The organism is Kitasatospora sp. HPM-01-4, assembly GCF_051374625.1.
Lineage (GTDB): Bacteria > Actinomycetota > Actinomycetes > Streptomycetales > Streptomycetaceae > Kitasatospora.
Genome location: NZ_JBPQGP010000005.1, coordinates 8,265,392 through 8,284,060 on the forward strand (window position 1 = coordinate 8,265,392; position 18,669 = coordinate 8,284,060).

General features: G+C 71.6%; 17 protein-coding genes. 8 read left to right on the forward strand and 9 right to left on the reverse strand.

Going from position 1 to position 18,669, the window contains the following annotated elements:
• Positions 1 to 84: 84 nt before the first annotated feature.
• Positions 85 to 1,071, forward strand: a complete 987-nt coding sequence (locus ACSMTC_RS35915; RefSeq protein ID WP_436563925.1) for an Acg family FMN-binding oxidoreductase — start codon at positions 85 to 87, stop codon at positions 1,069 to 1,071.
• An 11-nt stretch (positions 1,072 to 1,082) separates the two neighbouring features.
• Here ACSMTC_RS35915 and ACSMTC_RS35920 read toward each other — a convergent pair whose 3' ends face one another.
• Both ACSMTC_RS35920 and ACSMTC_RS35925 read right to left on the reverse strand, forming a co-directional pair.
• Complete coding sequence (locus ACSMTC_RS35920; protein WP_436563926.1) at positions 1,083 to 2,801, reverse strand: sensor histidine kinase; 1,719 nt, start codon at positions 2,799 to 2,801, stop codon at positions 1,083 to 1,085.
• Positions 2,802 to 2,880: 79 nt separating this feature from the next.
• The gene (locus ACSMTC_RS35925; protein ID WP_436563927.1) at positions 2,881 to 3,234 is read right to left on the reverse strand and encodes a hypothetical protein; all 354 of its coding nucleotides are present in this window, start codon (positions 3,232 to 3,234) and stop codon (positions 2,881 to 2,883) included.
• A 300-nt stretch (positions 3,235 to 3,534) separates the two neighbouring features.
• On the opposite strand from ACSMTC_RS35925, the gene ACSMTC_RS35930 reads away from it, so the two are divergent.
• On the forward strand, positions 3,535 to 3,906 hold the full coding sequence (locus ACSMTC_RS35930; protein WP_436563928.1) for a winged helix-turn-helix transcriptional regulator: 372 nt from the start codon (positions 3,535 to 3,537) through the stop codon (positions 3,904 to 3,906).
• Between the two features lie 147 nt (positions 3,907 to 4,053).
• Here the strand turns inward: ACSMTC_RS35930 and ACSMTC_RS35935 are convergent, their stop codons facing one another.
• The 6 genes from ACSMTC_RS35935 to ACSMTC_RS35960 form a co-directional block, all read right to left on the reverse strand.
• Positions 4,054 to 5,091 carry a zinc-dependent alcohol dehydrogenase family protein gene (locus tag ACSMTC_RS35935; RefSeq protein WP_436563929.1) on the reverse strand — a complete coding sequence of 346 codons (1,038 nt, stop codon included), beginning with the start codon at positions 5,089 to 5,091 and terminating at the stop codon, positions 4,054 to 4,056.
• A 249-nt stretch (positions 5,092 to 5,340) separates the two neighbouring features.
• Positions 5,341 to 5,907 (reverse strand): NAD(P)-dependent oxidoreductase, encoded by a 567-nt coding sequence (locus ACSMTC_RS35940; protein WP_436563930.1) that lies wholly within the window; start codon positions 5,905 to 5,907, stop codon positions 5,341 to 5,343.
• 68 nt (positions 5,908 to 5,975) lie between these two features.
• The gene (locus ACSMTC_RS35945; RefSeq protein WP_436563931.1) at positions 5,976 to 7,145 is read right to left on the reverse strand and encodes an ABC transporter permease; all 1,170 of its coding nucleotides are present in this window, start codon (positions 7,143 to 7,145) and stop codon (positions 5,976 to 5,978) included.
• A complete protein-coding gene (locus tag ACSMTC_RS35950; protein WP_436564904.1) occupies positions 7,142 to 7,840 on the reverse strand; it encodes an ABC transporter ATP-binding protein in 699 nt (232 codons plus the stop codon). Before ACSMTC_RS35950 ends, ACSMTC_RS35945 begins: the two co-directional genes overlap by 4 nt.
• Positions 7,841 to 7,881: 41 nt before the next feature.
• Entirely contained in the window at positions 7,882 to 8,967 is a 1,086-nt protein-coding gene (locus ACSMTC_RS35955; protein ID WP_436563932.1) for a peptidoglycan-binding protein, read from the reverse strand.
• Positions 8,964 to 9,584: a hypothetical protein gene (locus ACSMTC_RS35960; protein ID WP_436563933.1), complete on the reverse strand. Its 621-nt coding sequence runs from the start codon at positions 9,582 to 9,584 to the stop codon at positions 8,964 to 8,966. Before ACSMTC_RS35960 ends, ACSMTC_RS35955 begins: the two co-directional genes overlap by 4 nt.
• A gap of 133 nt (positions 9,585 to 9,717) precedes the next feature.
• Here ACSMTC_RS35960 and ACSMTC_RS35965 point away from each other — a divergent pair, with 133 nt between their 5' ends.
• From ACSMTC_RS35965 to ACSMTC_RS35985, 5 genes are all read left to right on the forward strand, one after another.
• Positions 9,718 to 10,416, forward strand: coding sequence for a response regulator (locus ACSMTC_RS35965; protein WP_436563934.1), 699 nt, complete (start codon positions 9,718 to 9,720; stop codon positions 10,414 to 10,416).
• A 2-nt stretch (positions 10,417 to 10,418) separates the two neighbouring features.
• Complete coding sequence (locus ACSMTC_RS35970; protein WP_436563935.1) at positions 10,419 to 11,837, forward strand: ATP-binding protein; 1,419 nt, start codon at positions 10,419 to 10,421, stop codon at positions 11,835 to 11,837.
• A complete protein-coding gene (locus ACSMTC_RS35975) occupies positions 11,834 to 12,352 on the forward strand; it encodes a GerMN domain-containing protein (protein ID WP_436563936.1) in 519 nt (172 codons plus the stop codon). The genes ACSMTC_RS35970 and ACSMTC_RS35975 overlap by 4 nt, the downstream gene beginning before the upstream one ends.
• Before the next feature lie 321 nt (positions 12,353 to 12,673).
• Positions 12,674 to 15,424 carry an SdrD B-like domain-containing protein gene (locus tag ACSMTC_RS35980; RefSeq protein WP_436563937.1) on the forward strand — a complete coding sequence of 917 codons (2,751 nt, stop codon included), beginning with the start codon at positions 12,674 to 12,676 and terminating at the stop codon, positions 15,422 to 15,424.
• A 130-nt stretch (positions 15,425 to 15,554) separates the two neighbouring features.
• Entirely contained in the window at positions 15,555 to 16,364 is an 810-nt protein-coding gene (locus tag ACSMTC_RS35985; protein ID WP_436563938.1) for a hypothetical protein, read from the forward strand.
• Between the two features lie 256 nt (positions 16,365 to 16,620).
• Here the strand turns inward: ACSMTC_RS35985 and ACSMTC_RS35990 are convergent, their stop codons facing one another.
• Positions 16,621 to 18,162, reverse strand: coding sequence for a serine hydrolase domain-containing protein (locus tag ACSMTC_RS35990; protein WP_436563939.1), 1,542 nt, complete (start codon positions 18,160 to 18,162; stop codon positions 16,621 to 16,623).
• 136 nt (positions 18,163 to 18,298) lie between these two features.
• On the opposite strand from ACSMTC_RS35990, the gene ACSMTC_RS35995 reads away from it, so the two are divergent.
• On the forward strand, positions 18,299 to 18,646 hold the full coding sequence (locus tag ACSMTC_RS35995) for a response regulator transcription factor (RefSeq protein WP_436563940.1): 348 nt from the start codon (positions 18,299 to 18,301) through the stop codon (positions 18,644 to 18,646).
• Positions 18,647 to 18,669: the final 23 nt, after the last annotated feature.

Below are 18,669 nucleotides of genomic sequence, written 5' to 3' on the forward strand. Positions count from 1 at the left end.
CGGAGGTGCCGGCACCGCCTGGAGGTCCTGCGCTCCGGAGCAGAGCCTACGGCTAGCTGACCCAACCCACCCCGGGAGACCGCCATGGTCACCATGGCTCTGGACGGTGCCACGGTGGAGAAGCTCGTCTCCGCCGCGGTGGCCGCCCCGTCCATCCACAACACCCAGCCCTGGCACTACCGCCTGCGGCCCGAGACCAGCACCCTGGAAGTCCGCTCCGCCCGCGAGCGGTCGCTCCCCACCACCGACCCCGAACAGCGTGCCCTGCACATCTCGGTCGGCGCGGCGGTGCTGAACCTCCGCACCGCCGCCCGCCACCTCGGCTGGGCACCCGACGTGCACCTGCTGCCGGACCCGGCAGACCCCGACCTGCTGGCCGCCGTCCGTCTGGACGAGCCGTCGCGGGCGCGGCTGCCGCGGACCGCCGAACTGTACGACGCGATCTGGCACCGGCATACCATCCGCACCCCGTTCCACGGCCCGCCGATCCCGCCCGAGGTACGGCACGACCTGGTCGAGGCCGCCCACATGGAGGAAGCGGTGCTCTACTTCCCCGGCCGGGAGGAGACGCCCCGGCTGCTCCACCTCACCGCCGAGGCTGAGCGCCGCAACGTCACCGACCCCGAGCACCGCAGCGAGAGCCGCAGCTGGATCCAGGGGCCCGGTAGTGAGCCGTACGGCATTCCGGCCGCCTCGCTCGGTCCGCAGGACGCCGCCGGGCACCTGCCGATGCGGGACTTCTCGGCCATCCACCCCTCCGAACACCAGGCCCCCGAGACCTTCGAGACCGAACCGTGCATCGCGGTGCTCGCCACCGAGCGCGACCTGCCGGTGGACTGGCTGCGCGCCGGGCTGGCCCTGGAGCACGTCCTGCTGACCGCGACCGTCCGTCAGGTGCGGGCTTCGCTGCTTCACCAGGCGATGGAGTGGCCCAACCTGCGGTGGGAGGCCCGCGACCCGCACCAGGGCCCGGGGCACGTCCAGATGCTCATCCGCCTGGGCTACGGCCCCGAGGGCGCACCCACGCCCCGGCTGCCGGTCTCCGAGGTGCTGGAGGCCGACGGCAGCTGAGACCACCGGCATCACGCGGGCGGCAGCGGGACCCGCCAGAGCACTTCGGTGCCGCCGTGCGGGAGTGCGTGCGCGTCGAAGGCGCCGCCCAGCGCCGCCGCCCGTTCGGCGAGGTTCGCCAGTCCGCTGCGGCGCCCGCCGCCCTGGGGGAGCCCTACACCGTTGTCCGTCACGGTGACCGTCAGCTCGGCGTCGGCTGCCAGGACCACCTCCACCGAGGTCGCGTTCGCGTGCCGGGCGGCGTTGGACAGCGCCTCCTGCAGGACGGCGACGGCCTCGTCAGCGGTCCGCGGCGGCACGGTGACGTCCAGCAGGCCGGACATCCGCAGGCCCGGGGTGAAACCGAGTACGGCCGCCGCCCGTTCGACGACCTCGACCGCCCTGGCGCGCAGCCCCTTGGCCGCGGGTCCCGCTTCCCGGGATCGGAGGCCGAAGATCGTGGACCTGATGGTCTTCGCGGTCTCGTCGAGGTCGTCGATGGCGCGCAGCACCCTGTCTCCGGCTTCCGGGTGGTCGATGAAGCGGATCGCGCCCTGGAGGGTCATGCCGGTGGCGAACAGCCGTTGGATCGCCAGGTCGTGCAGGTCGCGGGCGATCCGGTCCCGTTCCTGGAGCAGGGCGATCTGTTCTGAGTCCCGGCGCCGTTCCGCCAGCTCCATCGCGAGCGCGGCGTGTCCGGCGAAGCTCAGCAGCGGCCCCGACTCATCGGACTCGAACAGCGGACTGCCTTCCGCGCGGGCCAGCATCAGTACGCCGTGTACGCCGTGTTCCGGGGTGCCGATCGGCACCGCCACGGCCGGCCCCAGCCCCTGCCAGCGCGGCGGCCCGGCGGTGATCCGCGGGTCCTGCCGAACGTTCGCGCTCACCACCGGTTCGCCGGTGCGCGCCGCCGCGCCCATGAACGAGCCCTCCAGGGGCAGCACCAGACCGCGGTGCTCCCGCTCGCACAACCCGGCGGCGATCTGGACCTCCAAGGCCTCGGAGTCGGGCAGGGACAGGGCGACCACCGCGAGGTCCGCCCCCGCGATCTCGCCCGCCCGGGTGACCAGCAGGTCCAGCACCTCCTTCTCGGAGCTCCCGGACAGCAGGCTGCCGGTGATCTCCGCACTGGCCGCCAGCCACCGCTCGCGCAGTCTGCCCCGGGCGTACAGCCGGGCGTTGTCGATCGCGACCCCCGCCGCCACCGCGAGCGTGGACAGCACGGCCTCGTCCTCGGCGTCGAACTCGCCGCCGCCGCGTTTCTCGGTCAGGTAGAGGTTGCCGAAGACCTTGTCGCGGACCCGGATCGGCACGCCCAGGAAGCTGTCCATGGGTGGGTGGTTGGCGGGAAACCCGTAGGAGGACGGGTGCTCGGAGATCCGGCCGAGCCGCAACGGCACGGGGCACCGGATCAGTTCGCCCAGCAGGCCGTGGCCCGACGGCAACGCCCCGATCCGCTTCACCTGCTCGTCGGTCACCCCGACCGGGATGAACTGCGACAGCCGCTGGTCCTCGCCGATCACCCCGAGGGCGCCGTACTCGGCGTCGACCAGGCTCACCGCCGCCTCCACGATGTGCCGCAGCGCCTGGGCCAGCTCCAGGTCCCGGCCGACCGCGAGCACCGCCTCCAACAGGCTGTGGATCCGATCGCGGGTGGCCCGGGCGGCATTCAGCCTGGCCTGCAGTTCGTCCAGCAGGTCGTCCAGACGCAACTGCGGCAGCGGTACCGAACCCTCCGATGCGCTCCCCACCGCTACCTCCGAGGCTCGCCGGACACCACCACCCAGCCTAGAAGGCCCGAACCGGGCACGCCCCGCGCAACCGGCGCGACTATGCGAGGCGGCAGGGGACCTCGAGATCCTCGCTGAGATAGTAGATCGCGCACACGCGGTGGTAGCCGTCGGCGATGATGAGCGGCCGGCCGCGCACCAGCAGGACCGGGGAGAGCTTCTTGCCCTGCCGCACCTTGTCGATGTTCTCGGCGACGTGCACGTTCTCCTTCGGCAGCAGCGAGAGCTGCGACGCCCGGAGGATGTCCTTCGCCTTCTTCACCATGGTGGGCGCGCTCTTGAGCCTCTCCACGGCCTGCTGTGCGGCCTCGGGCTCCAGCACCAGTTCCAGGTAGTCCATCGCCGCGGGGAAGTCGTGCTGCTCGGGGTCCGTCTTCCAGGCTGGTGAGGGCATCTCGTCTCCCTTGGTTCGGGGTTGGTTCCTGCCTATTTCCCGTTCGACAGCCGCTTTATCACGTCAGGTCATCGGGCGCGTCCCCTCTTGGGCTCAACCCGCACGTCATCCCGAGGCTGAGAGCTCCGCACACGTTGCCGAATCACAGCCCGGAGGGCCGTCGTGTGGACTCCTGAAGATCGTGCGGTGGCCGTTCCAGCTCTCACACGGGGCCGACGCGATCGCGGATCCCTAGTGTCGTCCCGGTTTCACTGACAGGTCACTGCAAGGAGGTCAAACTGCTGGGGCACCATCTGGTAAGTGACCACTGACCACGGCTTCATCGCCGACTGCCGAGCCCGGCTCGCCTTCGATCTGCTCGCCAACACCTGGAACGCCGTCGTGCTGTGGGCGCTGCGCGAGGGGCCCTCGCGGCCCGGTGAACTGCGCGAGCGGATCGGCGGGATCAGCCCCAAAGTTCTCACGGAGACACTGCGTCGACTCCAGTTCGACGGGTTGGTGGAGCGCCGCGCGTACGCCGGCTCGCCGCCGCGCGTGGAGTACACCCTCACGGGGTTGGGGCGGACACTCCTGGAGCCGATCGAGGCACTCGGCGTCTGGGCGTTCGAACACGGCGAAGACGTGATGGCAGCCCGGGAGCAGGCCGAGGAAGCCGGACACAGTCGTGATTGACGCCGATGACGGGCGGGGAACCGACCCGGATGACGTCCGGATCGGCGGTGGGGGACTACCGCAGGAGGCGGCCGTAAGCATCGGCGGGGACATCGCGTTCAGCCGTGCTTCCGGCGCCCGCGTCGCGGGTGGCAAGACCGGTCCCCGCTACTTCCCGAGTACGAGGAACACCTTTCCCTGCCGGCCCTTCTGCTCTGCTTGGGCGACGGCTTCACCGATCTCGTCGAGGGAGTACTGACGCCCGGGAGAGGTTTCAAGGATTCCCTCTCGCATCAGCGCTACGATATCCTCCCCCAACTGCCGTCGTTCTGCGTCGGTGAGTCGCGGAAGCCAGTATCCGAGCCAGAAGACCTCCACGATACGGCGGCCCGCCAGGATGTACCGCGGGTCGTCGCCGACGCGGATCGGCTCGCCCGTCAGGGAGCCGTACACCAGCATCCGCCCGTCCTCGTGGAGCGCCTTGAACATCTGCGTTCCGGTCTCTCCGACCACCGGATCGATGGCGTACTTCACACCCTCGGGCCCGACGATGCTGCGGACCTGTTCGTCGATCGGCCCCTCGGTGGACACGATGACGGCGTCAGCGCCGAGAGCTTCCAGCGCGGCCACCGACTCGCGTCTGCGGACGACGTTCAGGGTGCGGAATCCGTCGCGTCTGGCCAGCCTGATGACCATGCGTCCCAGCTCGGAACCGGCCGCGGACTGCAGGAGCCACTCCCCCTTGGGGACCGCCAGCAGACGACGGACCATGAGGATCACGGAGGCGGGATTGACGACGAAGGAGGCCACCTGTTCATCAGGGATCTCATCGGGCACCGGGAACAGGTCACCCGCGGGGACAACAGCGTATTCCGCCCAGTTTCCCCCCTGCCCGTTGACGACCGACACCCGCTGCCCACTGGTCAGGCCGTTCACCCCGGGCCCCAGGGCATCCACGATGCCGACGCCCTCGAATCCGACCGGCGCCGGGAACCTGGCCTGGACGCCGGCGTAGAACCCCCGCACGTACAGCAGGTCCGACGGGTTCACGGGGGTCGCCAGGATGCGAATCCTCACCTGCCCGTCCCCGGGCTCCGGGACAGGCACGTCCTCGACTTCCAGAACCTCGGACGGCTCACCGTGTCGGGCTAACCGAATAGCCTTCATCACCTCGACCTTTCTGCGTGAGAAAGCGCCCAGAAGCATGACTGGATTGCCGGAAAGTCTGTCGACTGTCGAGACCAGGAGATGTCGCGGGGGTCAGTGCCTGAAATGTGCTGGAGCCCGCCGGCCGCGCCATGGCGAATGGGCATTGTCAGAGCCGCCCTCTGCAGGGATCGTAACCGGCACACCTCGGCCACGCTCACCGGAGGCACCGGCACCTCGGCCGGCGCAGCGACGGCACTCCTGCACCACGAATCCGGCCGCCGGGCCCTTTCGCCGCCCCGGCGGAGGCTAGGTGAGGGTGCGTATCGGTCGTCCCGCCTGGAAGGCGGCGATGTCCTCGACCGCGTCGCGGTAGAAGACCTCGTAGAGCTCGCGGGTCACGTAGCCGATGTGCGGGGTGAGTACGGTGTTCGGCAGCGTACGGAAGGGATGGTCGGCGGGCAGCGGCTCGACGTCGCAGACATCGAGCGCCGCGCACCGGATCGCCTTGCGCCGCAGGGTGTCCAGCAGGGCGTCCTGATCGACGATCGGCCCCCGCGAGGTGTTCACCAGGATCGCGGACGGTTTCATCGCGGCGAGTTCCGTACTGCCGACCAGCCGTCTGGTGCGGTCGGTGAGCACCAGGTGCACCGACAGCACGTCCGCGGTGGCGAACAACTCCTGTTTGGTCACAGCCGTCACCCCGTGCTCGGCCGCGCGTTCGGGTGTGAGGTGCCGGCTCCAGGCGATGGTGCCCATGCCGAACGCCTGGCCGATCCTGGCCACGCTGCTGCCCAGGTTTCCCAGCCCGAGAAGGCCGAGGGTCTTCCCGTGCGGCCCGGTGCCGACCGTGTGTTGCCAGCCGCCGTCCCGCATCGCACCGGGCGGAGGGGGCGACCGAATCCCGGCCTCCGCCCGGAGCGGACCGTACGGGTGACGGACGGTCAACTGGCTGCCGACAGGGCTTCGGTCGGGTGCAGCCGGGCGGCTCGGGCGGCCGGGTAGAGGCCCGCCAGGAGTCCGATGAGCAGGGTCGCACCGAGCCCTCCGACGGGTGCCCAGAGCGGGATCACCGTGGTCCACCCCTGGGCCTTCGCGAAGCCGATTGTGGCCAGCGCGCCGAGAACCGCGCCCGCCACCCCGCCCAGGGCCGACAACTGCAGCGCCTCGGTGAGGAACTGGAGGCGGATGTGGCCGCGGGTCGCGCCCAGTGAGCGGCGGAGGCCGATCTCGGCCCGGCGTTCGAGCACGGAGATCACCATGGTGTTGGCGATGCCGACCCCGCCGACCAGCAGCGCCACCGTGCCCAGTCCCAGCATGAGCGTGGTCAGGCCCTTGTCGGCCGCGGCCTTCGCGGCGAGCGCGTCGGAGGGCCGGGAGACCCTGACCGTGCCCTCGTTGCCGGGGTTGACGGTACGGGCGAGCACCGCGCGCACCGCCTCAACCGAGGCGTCCGTGGAGCGTTCGAAGACCGTGGTGGGGTGGCCGTCGAAGCCGAAGTACCGTTCGGCGGAGGGGAATCCGACGAGTGCGACCCGGTCGAGGGTCGGGACCAGCTCGACGGGTTCCAGGATGCCGACGATGACGAACTGCTGGTCGTTCATCATGATCGTCTCGCCGGGGGCGGTGACTCCCAGTCGTTCCGCGGCGATCGCGCCCAGCACGGTGACGGGCAGCCCTTCGCCGGGTCCGTCGAGCCAGACGCCCCGGGCGGTCCGGGCGCCGAGGGCCTCCAGCAGATCGGTGCGGGCGGCCTGGGCGGTGACCCCGGCGGTCTGCTCCTCGGGAACGACCGCGCTCCGGCGGATACGGACGTCGAGGTCGGCGGTCGCGGTCGCGTGCTGGACCGCACCGATCCGCTCGACCATGGCGGTGGCCGTCTTCGGGAGCTTCACCTCCTGGCCGAGCGCGTCCTTCCCGGCCTCGGCGGTGAGCAGGTTGGTGCCCAGCCGGTCGAGCCGCTCCATCAGGTCGGCACGGCTGGAGGTGGACATGCCGACCACGGCGACCATGGTCGCGATACCGATGGCGATACCGAGCGCGGAGAGCACCACCCGGGCACGCCGGGCACGCAGACCGACGGCCCCGACCCGGAGGATGTCGAGCGCGTTCACCGGGCGGTCCCCCTCTCATCGGCGACGATCTCGCCGTCGCGGAAGCGGATCCGCCGTGGCAGCGAGGCGGCGATCTCGTTGTCGTGGGTGATCACGCAGATCGTCGTCCCGGCCGCGTTGAGTTCGTGGACGAGCTCCATGACGAGCTCGCCCGACGCCGTGTCCAGCGCACCGGTCGGCTCGTCGGCGAGCAGGAGCGCGGGCTCGCCGACCACTGCACGGGCGATGGCCACCCGCTGCTTCTCTCCGCCGGAGAGCTGGTGGGGGCGGTGGTCCAGCCGGTGGCCCAGGCGTACCCGCTCCAGCGCGGCCCGGGCCCGGGCGCGCCGTTCCCGTAGCGGGACTCCCGCGTAGAGCAGCCCGTCGGCGACGTTGTCCACCGCGTTCCGCCCGGCCGCCAGGTGGAAGTGCTGGAAGACGAAGCCGATCCGGCGGGCGCGCAGCGCCGAGAGCCGGCGGTCGGAGAGTGCGGCGACCTCCTGCCCGGCGACCCGTACGGTGCCGGCGGTCGGCCGGTCGAGGGTGCCGATCAGGTTGAGGAGGGTGGACTTCCCGGAGCCGGAGGGCCCCACGATCGCGAGGAGTTCGCCCTGGTCGATCCGGAGATCGACACCGCGCAGGGCGTGCACCTCGCCGGGGTAGGTCCGGACCGCGCCGATCAGTTCGACCACCGGGGTGGGCGGGGGAGGGGCCATCGCTTCGGCCTGGGGCGGGGTCACTGGTTCCTGAGGTGCGGTCACTGCTTGGCCACCCCGACCTTCATGCCCGCCCGGAGTCCCTCGCCCTGGACCTCGATCCGGCCGTCGGCGGTCATCCCGGTGGTGACCCGTACCGTCTTCACGCTGTCGCCCTGGACCACCTGGAGTCCGTAGCCGCCGTTCTCCCCGCGCAGGGCGACGACCGCTTCGACCGGGACGGTGAGCACGTCCCGGTGTGCCTCGCTGACGAACTTGACCGTCGCGGTGGCCGTCGCCGGCCCGTCCGCGGGCGTACCGGGCGAGCCGTCCAGAGCGATCTCGACGGTGATTCCGTCGCCGTTCCTGCCCGGAGCGGAGGGTTCGGCGGCCTCGGGGCGGACCGTTCCGGAGACCTTTCCCGGGAGTGTGGCTCCGTCCGCCAGGGTGACCTCGGCCCTGGTGTCGGGTGCGGTCAACGGTGCGTCGCCCTGGTCGAGTCGGGCCCGTACGACGGGTCGGACGGACGCGACGGTGAGGACCGCCTTGTCCGGGCCGACCCGGTCGGCGAGCGCCGCGTCGGCCGCGACCACCTTGAGCCGTTCGGGCTGGAAGACCACGTCCCCCCTGCCGACCGTGCCGGTCGTCTCACGGTTCAGCGACTTCTGCCAGCGCTTGACGGCCGTCTCGGTGGCCTGGTCGAAGTGCACGTCGACGTGGAGGCCCGCCCCGAACCCCAGGTCGCGCAGGTTGCGTTCCAGCTGGAGCACGTCGGAACCGCTGTCGCCCGTCTTCAGATCGCGGTACATGGGCACCTGTCCGTACAGCAGGGTGACCGGCCGGTCGTCCAGCCGGTACAGCTCCTGGCCCGCGCTGACCGTGCTGCCGGGCTTCGCCGCGACGGTGACGGTGCCCTCGACGGCAGCCTTCACCGTCCGCCGTCCGGCGAAGTCCAGCTGCCCGTCGACGCTCTTGCTGCGGACCAGGTCGGTACGGGTGATCTCGGTGGTGGCGGGCGGCAGCCGGTCCTTTCCGGCACCCGCGCCGGTCTCCCGGTGACCGATCGTTCCGGCGCCCACCGCCACGGCACCGGCGAGTGCGGTCGTGGTCGCGACCGCGGCGAGCAGGAGCCCTCTGGAGCGCTTCACTGCATGCCGTCCAGACCGTCGAGCAGCTTGTCCTTGCAGGCCTGGCGGGCTTGCTTGTAGGTGGCGGAGTTGCGATCGAGGGAGGAGTTGACCGGATCGGGGTCGCCGCCGGGCAGGACGTTGCCGTGGGACATGGTCGGGTTGGTGAACTTGGACACGCCGTTCTCCCGCATGCACTTGGCGTGCGCGAGCATCGACTCGAAGTCCTTCTGGGCGTCCCGCTTGGGTTCCAGGTTCATCGCGGCCGTCATCTCGGGTGCGCAGACGCCGTTCCTGCCGCCCTTCTGCTCCTCTCCGTGGCCGTTCGGGTCGGCGATCTCGTCGATCCTGGTCCAGTCCAGGTGGCCGCTGAGCTTGGGATCGGGGAAGTTCTTCACCCCTCCCTTGGTGCGCATGCACCGGACGTAGGCCAGCTGGGCGTCGTAGAAGGCGCTCTTGCCGCCGCTGTCCGGCCCGGCGGCCGCCGGCGCGGAGCTGCCGCTGGAGGCGGTGGCGGTCTCGGGGGCCTCGGCGATGCCGTCCGCCTTGCCGCCCCCCTCACCGCAGGCGGCCGCGAGGGCGAGGACGGGGAGGAGGGCGAGGGCGGCCAGGCGCCGCCGGGTGCTTCTCGGGTTCATGGCGACCACTGTCGGCACGGCACGTGGTGAGCCAGGCATGAACAGATGATGAGAACGTAACAATGTCCGACGAGCTTCGATTGATTGCCCGTACCGGTACTGAAGCGGACAAATCATGACCATAATCGTCACCATGCCGCATGTTCTGCTGATCGAGGACGACGCTTCCGTGCGCGACGGAATGGAGCTCGTCCTGCGCCGCCACCGGTACGAGGTCGATGTCGCCGGCAGCGGCGAGGAGGCCCTCGCGCTGCTGGACGGGCCGGACGGCGGGCGAATAGAGCTGGCGGTGGTGGACCTCATGCTCCCCGGACTCGACGGCTTCGAGGTCTGCCGACGGATCCGGGCGCGCTCCACCATGCCGCTGATCATGCTGACCGCGCGCGGCGACGACCATGACGTGGTGACCGGCCTGGAGGCGGGCGCCGACGACTACGTGGTCAAACCGGTGACGGCGCCGGTCCTGGAGGCCCGGATCAGGGCGGCGCTGCGGCGGGCCGATCCCGTGTCCCGGCCGGGGCAGCGGGCCGGTGTCGAGGAGTACGCGGGCCTGGGCCTGGACCGGTCCGCGCTGACCGTCACCAAGTACGGTGCGCCGATCGCCCTGCCGCCCGTCGAACTGCGGCTGCTGCTGCAGCTCTCGGCGTCGGCGGGCCAGGTGTTCAGCCGGGAGCAGCTGCTCGAATCCGTCTGGGAGCACGGCTTCCTGGGCGACTCGCGCCTGGTCGACGCGGCCGTGGCACGGTTGCGGGCCAAGATCGAGGATGTCCCGGCGAGACCGCGCTACATCCAGACGGTCCGGGGCTTCGGCTACCGCTTCGGGCCGCTGTGAGGGTGTTCGCGGGCCTGCGGACCAGGCTGCTGGCCGCCTTCGTGCTCATCGCGCTGGTCAGCGCGGCCACGGCGACCATGCTGGCGTACCGGGACGCACGCACCGCCGTACTGCAACGCGCCCAGTCCACCGCGACGGCGGACTTCCGCTCAAGGGTGAGCGAGGTCGCGGCGGAGTTCGACGTGCCACCGGACGCGTCCTCGCTCAACGTGTTCGCCGATCGGGTGGCGCAGGGACTGCGGGGCGGGACGAAGGTGGTGGCGGTGTACGGGGAGCTGACCGGCACCTCGGACGCGCGGACCGACCCCTCGCGGATCCCCACGGAACTGCGGACCGCGGTTCACGAGGGTACGGGGCTGAAGCTCCAGCGGACCCGCTGGCAGGACGAGCCGTACCTGGTGGTCGGAACGCCGGTGACCTTCACCGAGGACGGACAGTCCTCCGGTCTGGAGGCGTTCGCGATCACCTCGCTGCGGGCCGAACGGGACGACACGGCCGCACTCCTGAGGAACGTGAGCCGGGGTCTGTGGCCGGCCCTGCTGGTCGCGGTGGCCCTGGCACTGCTGGCAGCGCGGACCGTACTGCGGCCGGTTCGCGTTCTCTCGAGCGCCACCCGGGAGCTGGCGACCGGTCGGCTCTCCAGCCGCGCGGTGGTCCAGGGCAGGGACGAACTCGCCGAGCTGGCACGGACGTTCAACGCCACCGCGAGCGCACTCCAGGCCTCGGACCGCGAGCTGCGCGACCAGGAGGCCAGAGCCCGGCGCTTCGTCGCGGACGTCTCACACGAACTGCGCACCCCGCTGGCGGCGATGACGATGGTGACCACGGTGCTGGACGAGGAGGCGGCCGCGGGTCAACTGCCGCCGGACGCCGCGACGGCGGCCCGGACGGTGAGCGCGGAGACCGCGCGGCTGACCCGACTGGTGGACGACCTGATGGAGATCTCCCGGTTCGACGCCAAGGCGGCCCGACTCAACGCGGTGGAGACCGACGTGGCCGCCACGGTGCGCGCCTCGCTGGAGCTGCGCGGCTGGACCTCCTTGGTCCACACCGAACTCCCTTCCGAGGTAAGAGCAGTGATCGACCGACGGCGGATCGACGTGGTGGTGGCGAACCTGGTCGGCAACGCGGTGCGGCACGGCGCACCGCCGGTGGAGCTGGTGCTGACCTCGGACGGCGACGGCGTGGCGCTGTCGGTCCGGGACCACGGCCCCGGACTGGCACCCGATGTCCTCCCGCATGTCTTCGACCGCTTCTACAAAGCGGACTCGGCCCGCACCCGGTCGGAGGGAAGCGGTCTCGGCATGGCGATCGCCCTGGAGAACGCGCGGCTGCACGGCGGCACGATCGAGGTGTCCAACGCCCCGGACGGCGGTGCGGTCTTCACCCTGCGCCTGCCCCGTGCGGGAGCCGCCGGATGAGCGGATCGCGCCGGCTCCGGGCCGCGCTCACCGCAGGGACGCTCCTCCTGCTCGCCGGATGCGGGATGCCGTCCACCGGGGTCCCGCCCACCGGAGTGCTGGACGGCGGGCCGGCGGCCTCCGGCCTGACCAAGGGGCTGCGCATCTACTTCGTCGGCGACGACGGACTGCGCGGGGTGGCCCGGCCCGGCGTCCGGGTGCAGCAGCTCGGTGACGTGTTCAAGCTGCTCGCCGAAGGGCCTTCACCCGCCGAGCAGCGCGCCGGACTCACCACTCTGATGTGGAACGGCCCGTACTCGGTCGAGGGTGACGGGCGGCGGGTGACCGTCCGGGCACCCGGGATCTCCTTCGAGCCGGGCCGCGACCAGAAGGCGAACGGCCAACTGGTGTGCAGCCTCGCCCGGGCCCAGTCGCTGCTGGTCGACGGCGTACGGCCGAACGACGTGCAGGTCACGCTCGTGGGATCGGGCCGACCGGTCGGGCCCTTCCCGTGCTCGTACTACCTCGGCGGGTGAGACTGCTGCGGCGATCGCCCGGCGGGGCGGTACGCCGGGCTCGGCAGCCCTTGCCGCTCCCTCAGGCACGGCCTCTGGCGGGCTTCGGAACCTTCCGGCCGCGACAGGCAGGCGAGTTCTCGCCCGCCGCCTTGTCGGACCGCCCCAGCGTGCGAGCAGGAACCGTTACTTGATCCTTTGACGGAGGGTCAAGTTCCGTATTTTGCCACGTGCTTGTGTAAATCCGCTTTAAGCTTCGTTCACGAGGCGGTTTCTCCGCCATCGCTACGTACTCCCTCACACGGTCGGGCAGCAGGCCCTTCTGAACGATGAGAGCAGGGGATGACAGCTACGAATGAACAACCGAGCGGCGCCGCGCGCGTGCCGGGCCGACGGCGGCCGGGTGTGCTCGGCCGCCGCGCCGTAGGCCGTGTCGCGGCGCTCGCCGTGGGAATCGGCGGCTGCTCGTTGGCTGCGGCTCCGGCGGCGTACTCCCAGGCGGGGGACGGGTCGGTGACGGTCCGGGTGATCCGGGCCGTGGACGCCAGCGGGGTGTGGACGCCCGCGCTGGAACCCGGCATCGCGGGCGTCAAGGTGACGCTCACCGACGACGCCGGGGTCGGCATCGAAGGGCTCACGGCGGCCGACGGCACGGTGACCCTGGCCCCGGCCACGAGCAAGGCGACCGGCGGCAAGTACCGGGTCCAGGTGGTGAATCCGAAGCCGGGCGTGCTCTTTCCGGCCTTCGCCTCGCGGCAGGGGCTGGACGGCGCGCCCAACCAGCTCAGCAGCAACGAGGAGTTCGTCGACCTCTCCGGCGGGAAGAACGCGGCGTACACCACCGGGCTGTGGAACCCCGGTGACTACTGCCAGAAGAACGCCCCGTTGGTGACGACCTGTCAGTCCGCCTCGCGCGAGGGCGGGTCGCAGCGCACGCTGGTGTCCTTCCCGTACAGCGCGCGCGGCCAGGACGGCGTGGACGTCAACGTCACGAACATCGCCACCGACGCGGAGACCGGCACGCTGTTCGGCATCGCCTGGAACAAGGCCGACAGGCGGGTGTTCTCCTCGGCGGCGGCCAAGCGCACCACGGACTACGGTCCGGGCGGCGCCGGTGCGATCTACGTCACGGACCTCGGGCAGAAGAAGACCACACTGTTCGCCACGGTTCCGGACGCCGGGACGACGGCGCACGGGCCTGGCACCGACGACGCCTTCCTCGACGTGCCCGGCAAGGAGAGCCTCGGCGGCATCAAGATCACCGACGACGGCAAGGACCTGTTCGTCGTCAACCTCAACAACCGCAAGCTGTACCGCTACGACGCGAGCGTTCCCAGCGCGACCGCGCCGAAGGCGGTGTACGCGATCCCGGACCCGGGCTGCCCGGCGGCGGGGGACTGGCGCCCGTTCGGGCTGGGGCTGCAGGACGGCACCGGCTACGTCGGCGGAGTGTGTTCGGGAGAATCCACCGGGAAGGTCTCGGACCTGCGCGCGGTGGTCCTGCCCTTCGACCTCGGCACCGGGGCGTTCGGGAAGGCGGTGCTGGACCAGCCGCTGGACTATCCTCGCCAGTCCACTGTCGGCTCGGGGCCGTGCGACGGCGCCGGGTGGTTCCCGTGGACGAACACCTACCCGACCTCGCAGAACGGGCGGCAGTGCGGCAACTCCACCATCGCCAACCCCGAGCCGGAGTTGGGCGAGATCGGCTTCGAGACCGACGGCTCGATGCTGCTGGCCTTCCGCGACCGCTTCGGCGACCGCGCGCCGGCCGGTCCCAAGCCGGGTTCCGCCGCCGTCGTGATGTCGGGCGGTGACCTGGACAAGGCCTGCCCGTCGAACGGCACGTACGTGATGGACACCGACAACGGCTGCGGGCTGTCCCCCCGGGGTACCCGGTTCTTCGACACCGCCTGGGCCGGGGTGGGTCACCACAACACGGCGTTCGCCGGCATGGCGCTCTCCAAGGTGGAGAACACCATCGCGGTCTCCGCCTTCGACCCCAACCACACCGCCCTCGGGTACGGCACGTCGTTCCTCCAGCGGGACGGCAAGCAGGACCCGAAGCTCGGGCTGCGGCTCAACCCGCCCGGGAGCGTCGCCCCGTTCGGCAAGGGCGCGTCGATGGGCGACCTGGAGGTGCTCTGCGACCAGGCCCCGCTGCAGATCGGCAACCGGGTCTGGTACGACCCCGAGCGCAAGGGCATCCAGAGCCCCGGGCAGCGGCCGGTCCCGGGGGCGACCGTCCACCTGTACGACGAGTCAGGGAAGATCGTCGGCACGACGAAGACGACGGCCCGTGGTGAGTACTACTTCGACGACTCCGACGTCGACGGCGGCCTGAAGCCGAGGACGAAGTACACCATCCGGATCGACAACCCGGCGGACTACGCCAAGGGCGGCCCCCTGTACCAGTGGGTGCCCACGGACGCGGACGTCGGGGACAACCACTTCATCGACTCCAAGGGCATCGTCCCGCCCGGCGCCAAGTTCCCCGAGCGGGCGCTGACCACCGGCGGACCGGGCGAGAACAACCACACCTATGACTTCGGCTTCCGCCAGCAGGAAGGCGCGCTGCGGGTCGTCAAACACGACCAGGACGGCAAAGCGCTGGCGGGGGCGAAGTTCCAGCTCTGGAAGGAGACCAACGGCACCGACGGCCTGCAGACCACCGGTACGAAGCCGGACACGCCCGTCGGTGAGCCCTGCACGACCGGCACCGACGGCATCTGCCAGGGCACCGGCCTACCGGGGACGTACTACTGGCAGGAGATCAGCCCGCCGGCGGGCTACGAGGTTCCGGACGTCACGGTGTTCGGCCCGCTGGTGTTGACCTCCGACAATCTCGACGACGGAGTCTCGGTGACAGCGGTCAACCGGCTCATCCCCACACCGTCGCCGTCGCCGACGCCCACCCCGACGCCCACCCCGACGCCCACACCGACACCGACCACACCGGCCGCGCCCGACTCGCACCTGGCCTACACCGGTGGGGGACAGGAGTTTCCGCTGCTCCTGGGCGGCGGTGCGGTGCTCACCGTGATCGGTACGGCGGTGCTCGTGCTGGTCCGCAGGCGCAGGGCCCAGCACCACTAGCCCTCCCCTCTCCGACGCTCGGCGCCCGGCGTGCCGGCCGTCGGAGAGGGCCGGATCGGGCGGGTTCGCGGACCATCGGTCCGGGAACCCGCCCGTGTGTTGTGACCGACCGAGAAGAGAAGGCAACCGCATGGCCCGGAAGACGAGGACCGACGTCCGTACGCCGCGTCGGACGTTCTGGTTCAGGACACTGATCGCGATCGCGGTGTGCGGCACCGCGGCGGGCGGCCTGGCCGTCTACCGGACCGTCTCCGCCGACGCCACCGAGCGGCCGGTGACGGTTGACGAGGCGTCACGACTGGCCCTGTCACGGCTGAACCTGTACCAGGCCAGTCCGGTGACGGTGACCCTCACCGCCACCGAGGGCGGCGGAGTGGTGGTGCGGGTCAGCGGGGTCGTGGACTACCGCACCCACCGGGGTGTGGGGAGCTACCAGGTCACCGGGGCGGCCGGGGCCGCCGCCGGGCAGCTCGATCACGGCCTGGTCGTCTGGGACAGCGGCGGTCTGGGCCTGGCGCCCGCACCGGAGGGCGACTCCGGCCCGCCCTGGCAGCAGGCCGAGCACGTCCCCCGGGCGGGCTGGTCCCCGCGCTCGTACACGGCGGATCCGCTGGACGCCGGGCTCCAGCTGCTGGTCCAGCTCGGAGCGGACCGCCCCGACAACCCGCTGCTGCTCGCCCAGTCCGGGGCACGCTGGCTCGGCCGGGACCGGATCGACGGCCGCAGCTACGACCGCTTCGCCGGACCGCGCGCCCAGGGCACCGCGCCCGACGCGGGGCCCGACGGTGGACGGTCGCCGCTGACGTACTGGGTCGACGGCGACGGCACGCTGCGGAGGGTCACCATGCGGATGGCGGGCCTGGGCACCCCGACCACCGTGGAGTTCTCCGGACGGAACGGCGCCGCGAAGCTCCCCGAAGCACCGTGGGTCGCCGGCTGACGCCGGATCGCTGATGTCGTCTTCGGCCAGGAGAGTCCGTTCAACTTGACCGGCAGAGCGGCATGTCGGCCGGAGCCAATGGGTTCCGCCGTGCTACGTCGCTCAATTCCGCTGCTGCGGCACGGCGGTGGGGTCGGTCGGAAGCTGATAGGCGTCCGGGTCGACGGGCCCCGGCAGGTCGGTGGCCGGGCGGGTGGGGGCCTTCGGGTCCGGCGGCGACGGTCGGGTGGTCGGACAGCCGTCCGGCGCGCACTGCTCAGGGCAGGTCGAAGGTGATCACCATCGTCGTGTAGAGCAGCGCGGCCAGCGGTAGTACGGGCAGGGCGAAGGTGACGGCGCGCAGCCAGGGCCACCGGCCCCGGGTGGTCGGCAGGTCGGGCCAGCGGCGGGCGGACTCGGCGACGCCCGCCGCGAGCAGGCCGGCACCGAGGGCGCAGAGGACTCCCGGGACGTGTCCCCACTCGCCGACCCGCACGGCCAGCAGCCAGCAGGTGGCGGCGGTCAGCGGCAGGGAGACGGCCTTCAGCCGGTCCAGCGGGCGGGAGAGGCGGGCCCGGCGCGGGCGCACCACTCCGAGGAGGGCGAGCGCGGGCGCGCCGGTCGAGAGCAGGACGGTGGCGCCGAGCAGGAGGGGGTGCGGGGTCTGCGGCTGGTCGAACTCGGGGGCGTCGATGCCGAGTAGTGCGAAGCCGATCTTCTCGACCGGTGTGCGGGCGGAGTTGGCGAGGACGACCACTGCGCGCTGGTCGGTGGTGTGGGCGAGGAACGCGCGCGAGCCGTTGGTCAGCCCGTTGTGCCAACTGATCGTCGTGCCACCGGCGTTCCAGAGCTGCCAGCCGAGGCCGATGTGCCCGTCGCGGTCGGCGTAGTCGGCGACGACGGCGTGCGGGGTGTGGGTGAGGGCGAGCGGGGCGGGCGGGTTCGGGGCGGCGTTGGCGGCCAGGAAGAGGGCGAGGTCGGCGCTGGTGGTCCAGGTGCCGGTGCCGACCGCCGCCCACCCGGGGTTGGTCCACGGTACGACCGGGGTTCCGGCGGTGTGGAACGGCTGGGCGGCGTGGTCCGGGGTGCCGGGGGTGGTGCGGACGGTGGTGTGGTCCATGCCGAGCGGTGCGAGGACCCGTTCGCGCAGGGCGGTCGGATAGGCGCGGCCGTCCACCTTGGCGAGGGTCTCGCCGAGGACGGCGTAGCCGAGGTTGGAGTAGGAGAACGCGGTGTCCGGCTTCGGGCCGACGCCGGTCAGGCCGGTGAGCGCGCGCACCGGGTCCTGGAGGATCGAATATCCGTTGCCGCCGAGCAGGTATCCGGCCATCGCGAGGGGGAACCGCGGTCCGTCGGACGGGAAGGACGGCAGGCCGGCGGTGTGGGTGGCGAGCTGCTCGACGGTGATGGCGGCCACCGCCGGGTCCGCGAAGGCGTACTCGGGCCACAGGGCGCCGACGGTGTCGGTGAGCCTGATCTTCCCGGCGTCCAGGAGGCTGCCGAGCAGACTCGCGGTGAGAACCTTCTGCGCCGAGCCGGTCTCGAAGACCGTGTCCGGGGTGGCCGGGGTGGAGCCGTCGGTGGTCCCCAACACGGCTCTGGTGACCTTGTCGTGGTCCACGATCGCGACCGAGACACCCACCGAGCCGCCCGCCCCCTGCCCGTCCGGCAGCAGGCCGGCGACCCGCTCGGCCAGTGCGGCGTCACCGCTGCGGTGGGCGGCGACCGGTGCGCTGCGCGGACCGGCGGCGAAGGCGGCCAGTGCGGCGAGGACGGCGGCGGCGACCGTCCAGCGGACGGCTTTTTGCCTCGACGTCACCCGCCGCCTGGCCGGCCCCGGCGTCCTTGACCCGCTGCGCGTCATCGTCGTCACCACCTTCGACCTCGACGAGTACGTACACGAGGCCCTCCACGGCGGCGCAGCCGGCTTCCTGCTCAAGGACGCCGGTCCGACCATGCTCATCGAGGCGGTCCGCGCCGCCGCCCGGGGCGAGGCCATGGTCTCCCCTCAGGTCACCGTCCGCCTGCTGCGCCACTTCACCTCCCGCCGGGCCTGGCCGTCGCTCCCGGACGCCGGCCGGAACCCACTGTCGGAGCGCGAGTTGGCGACCGTTCAGGCCGCCGCCGACGGACTCACCAACGCCGAGGTCGCCGAACGCCTGCACATCTCCCTCGGCACGGTCAAGAAACACCTCGCCGGCGCACAGCTGAAACTCGACGTCCGCAACCGGGTCGAACTCGCCGCCTGGGCCTACCGCCACGGCCACATGGACGGGCCTTCACAGGCGCCGGTGCACCGGTAGCCATGGGGTGCGCTCCGCCGTCG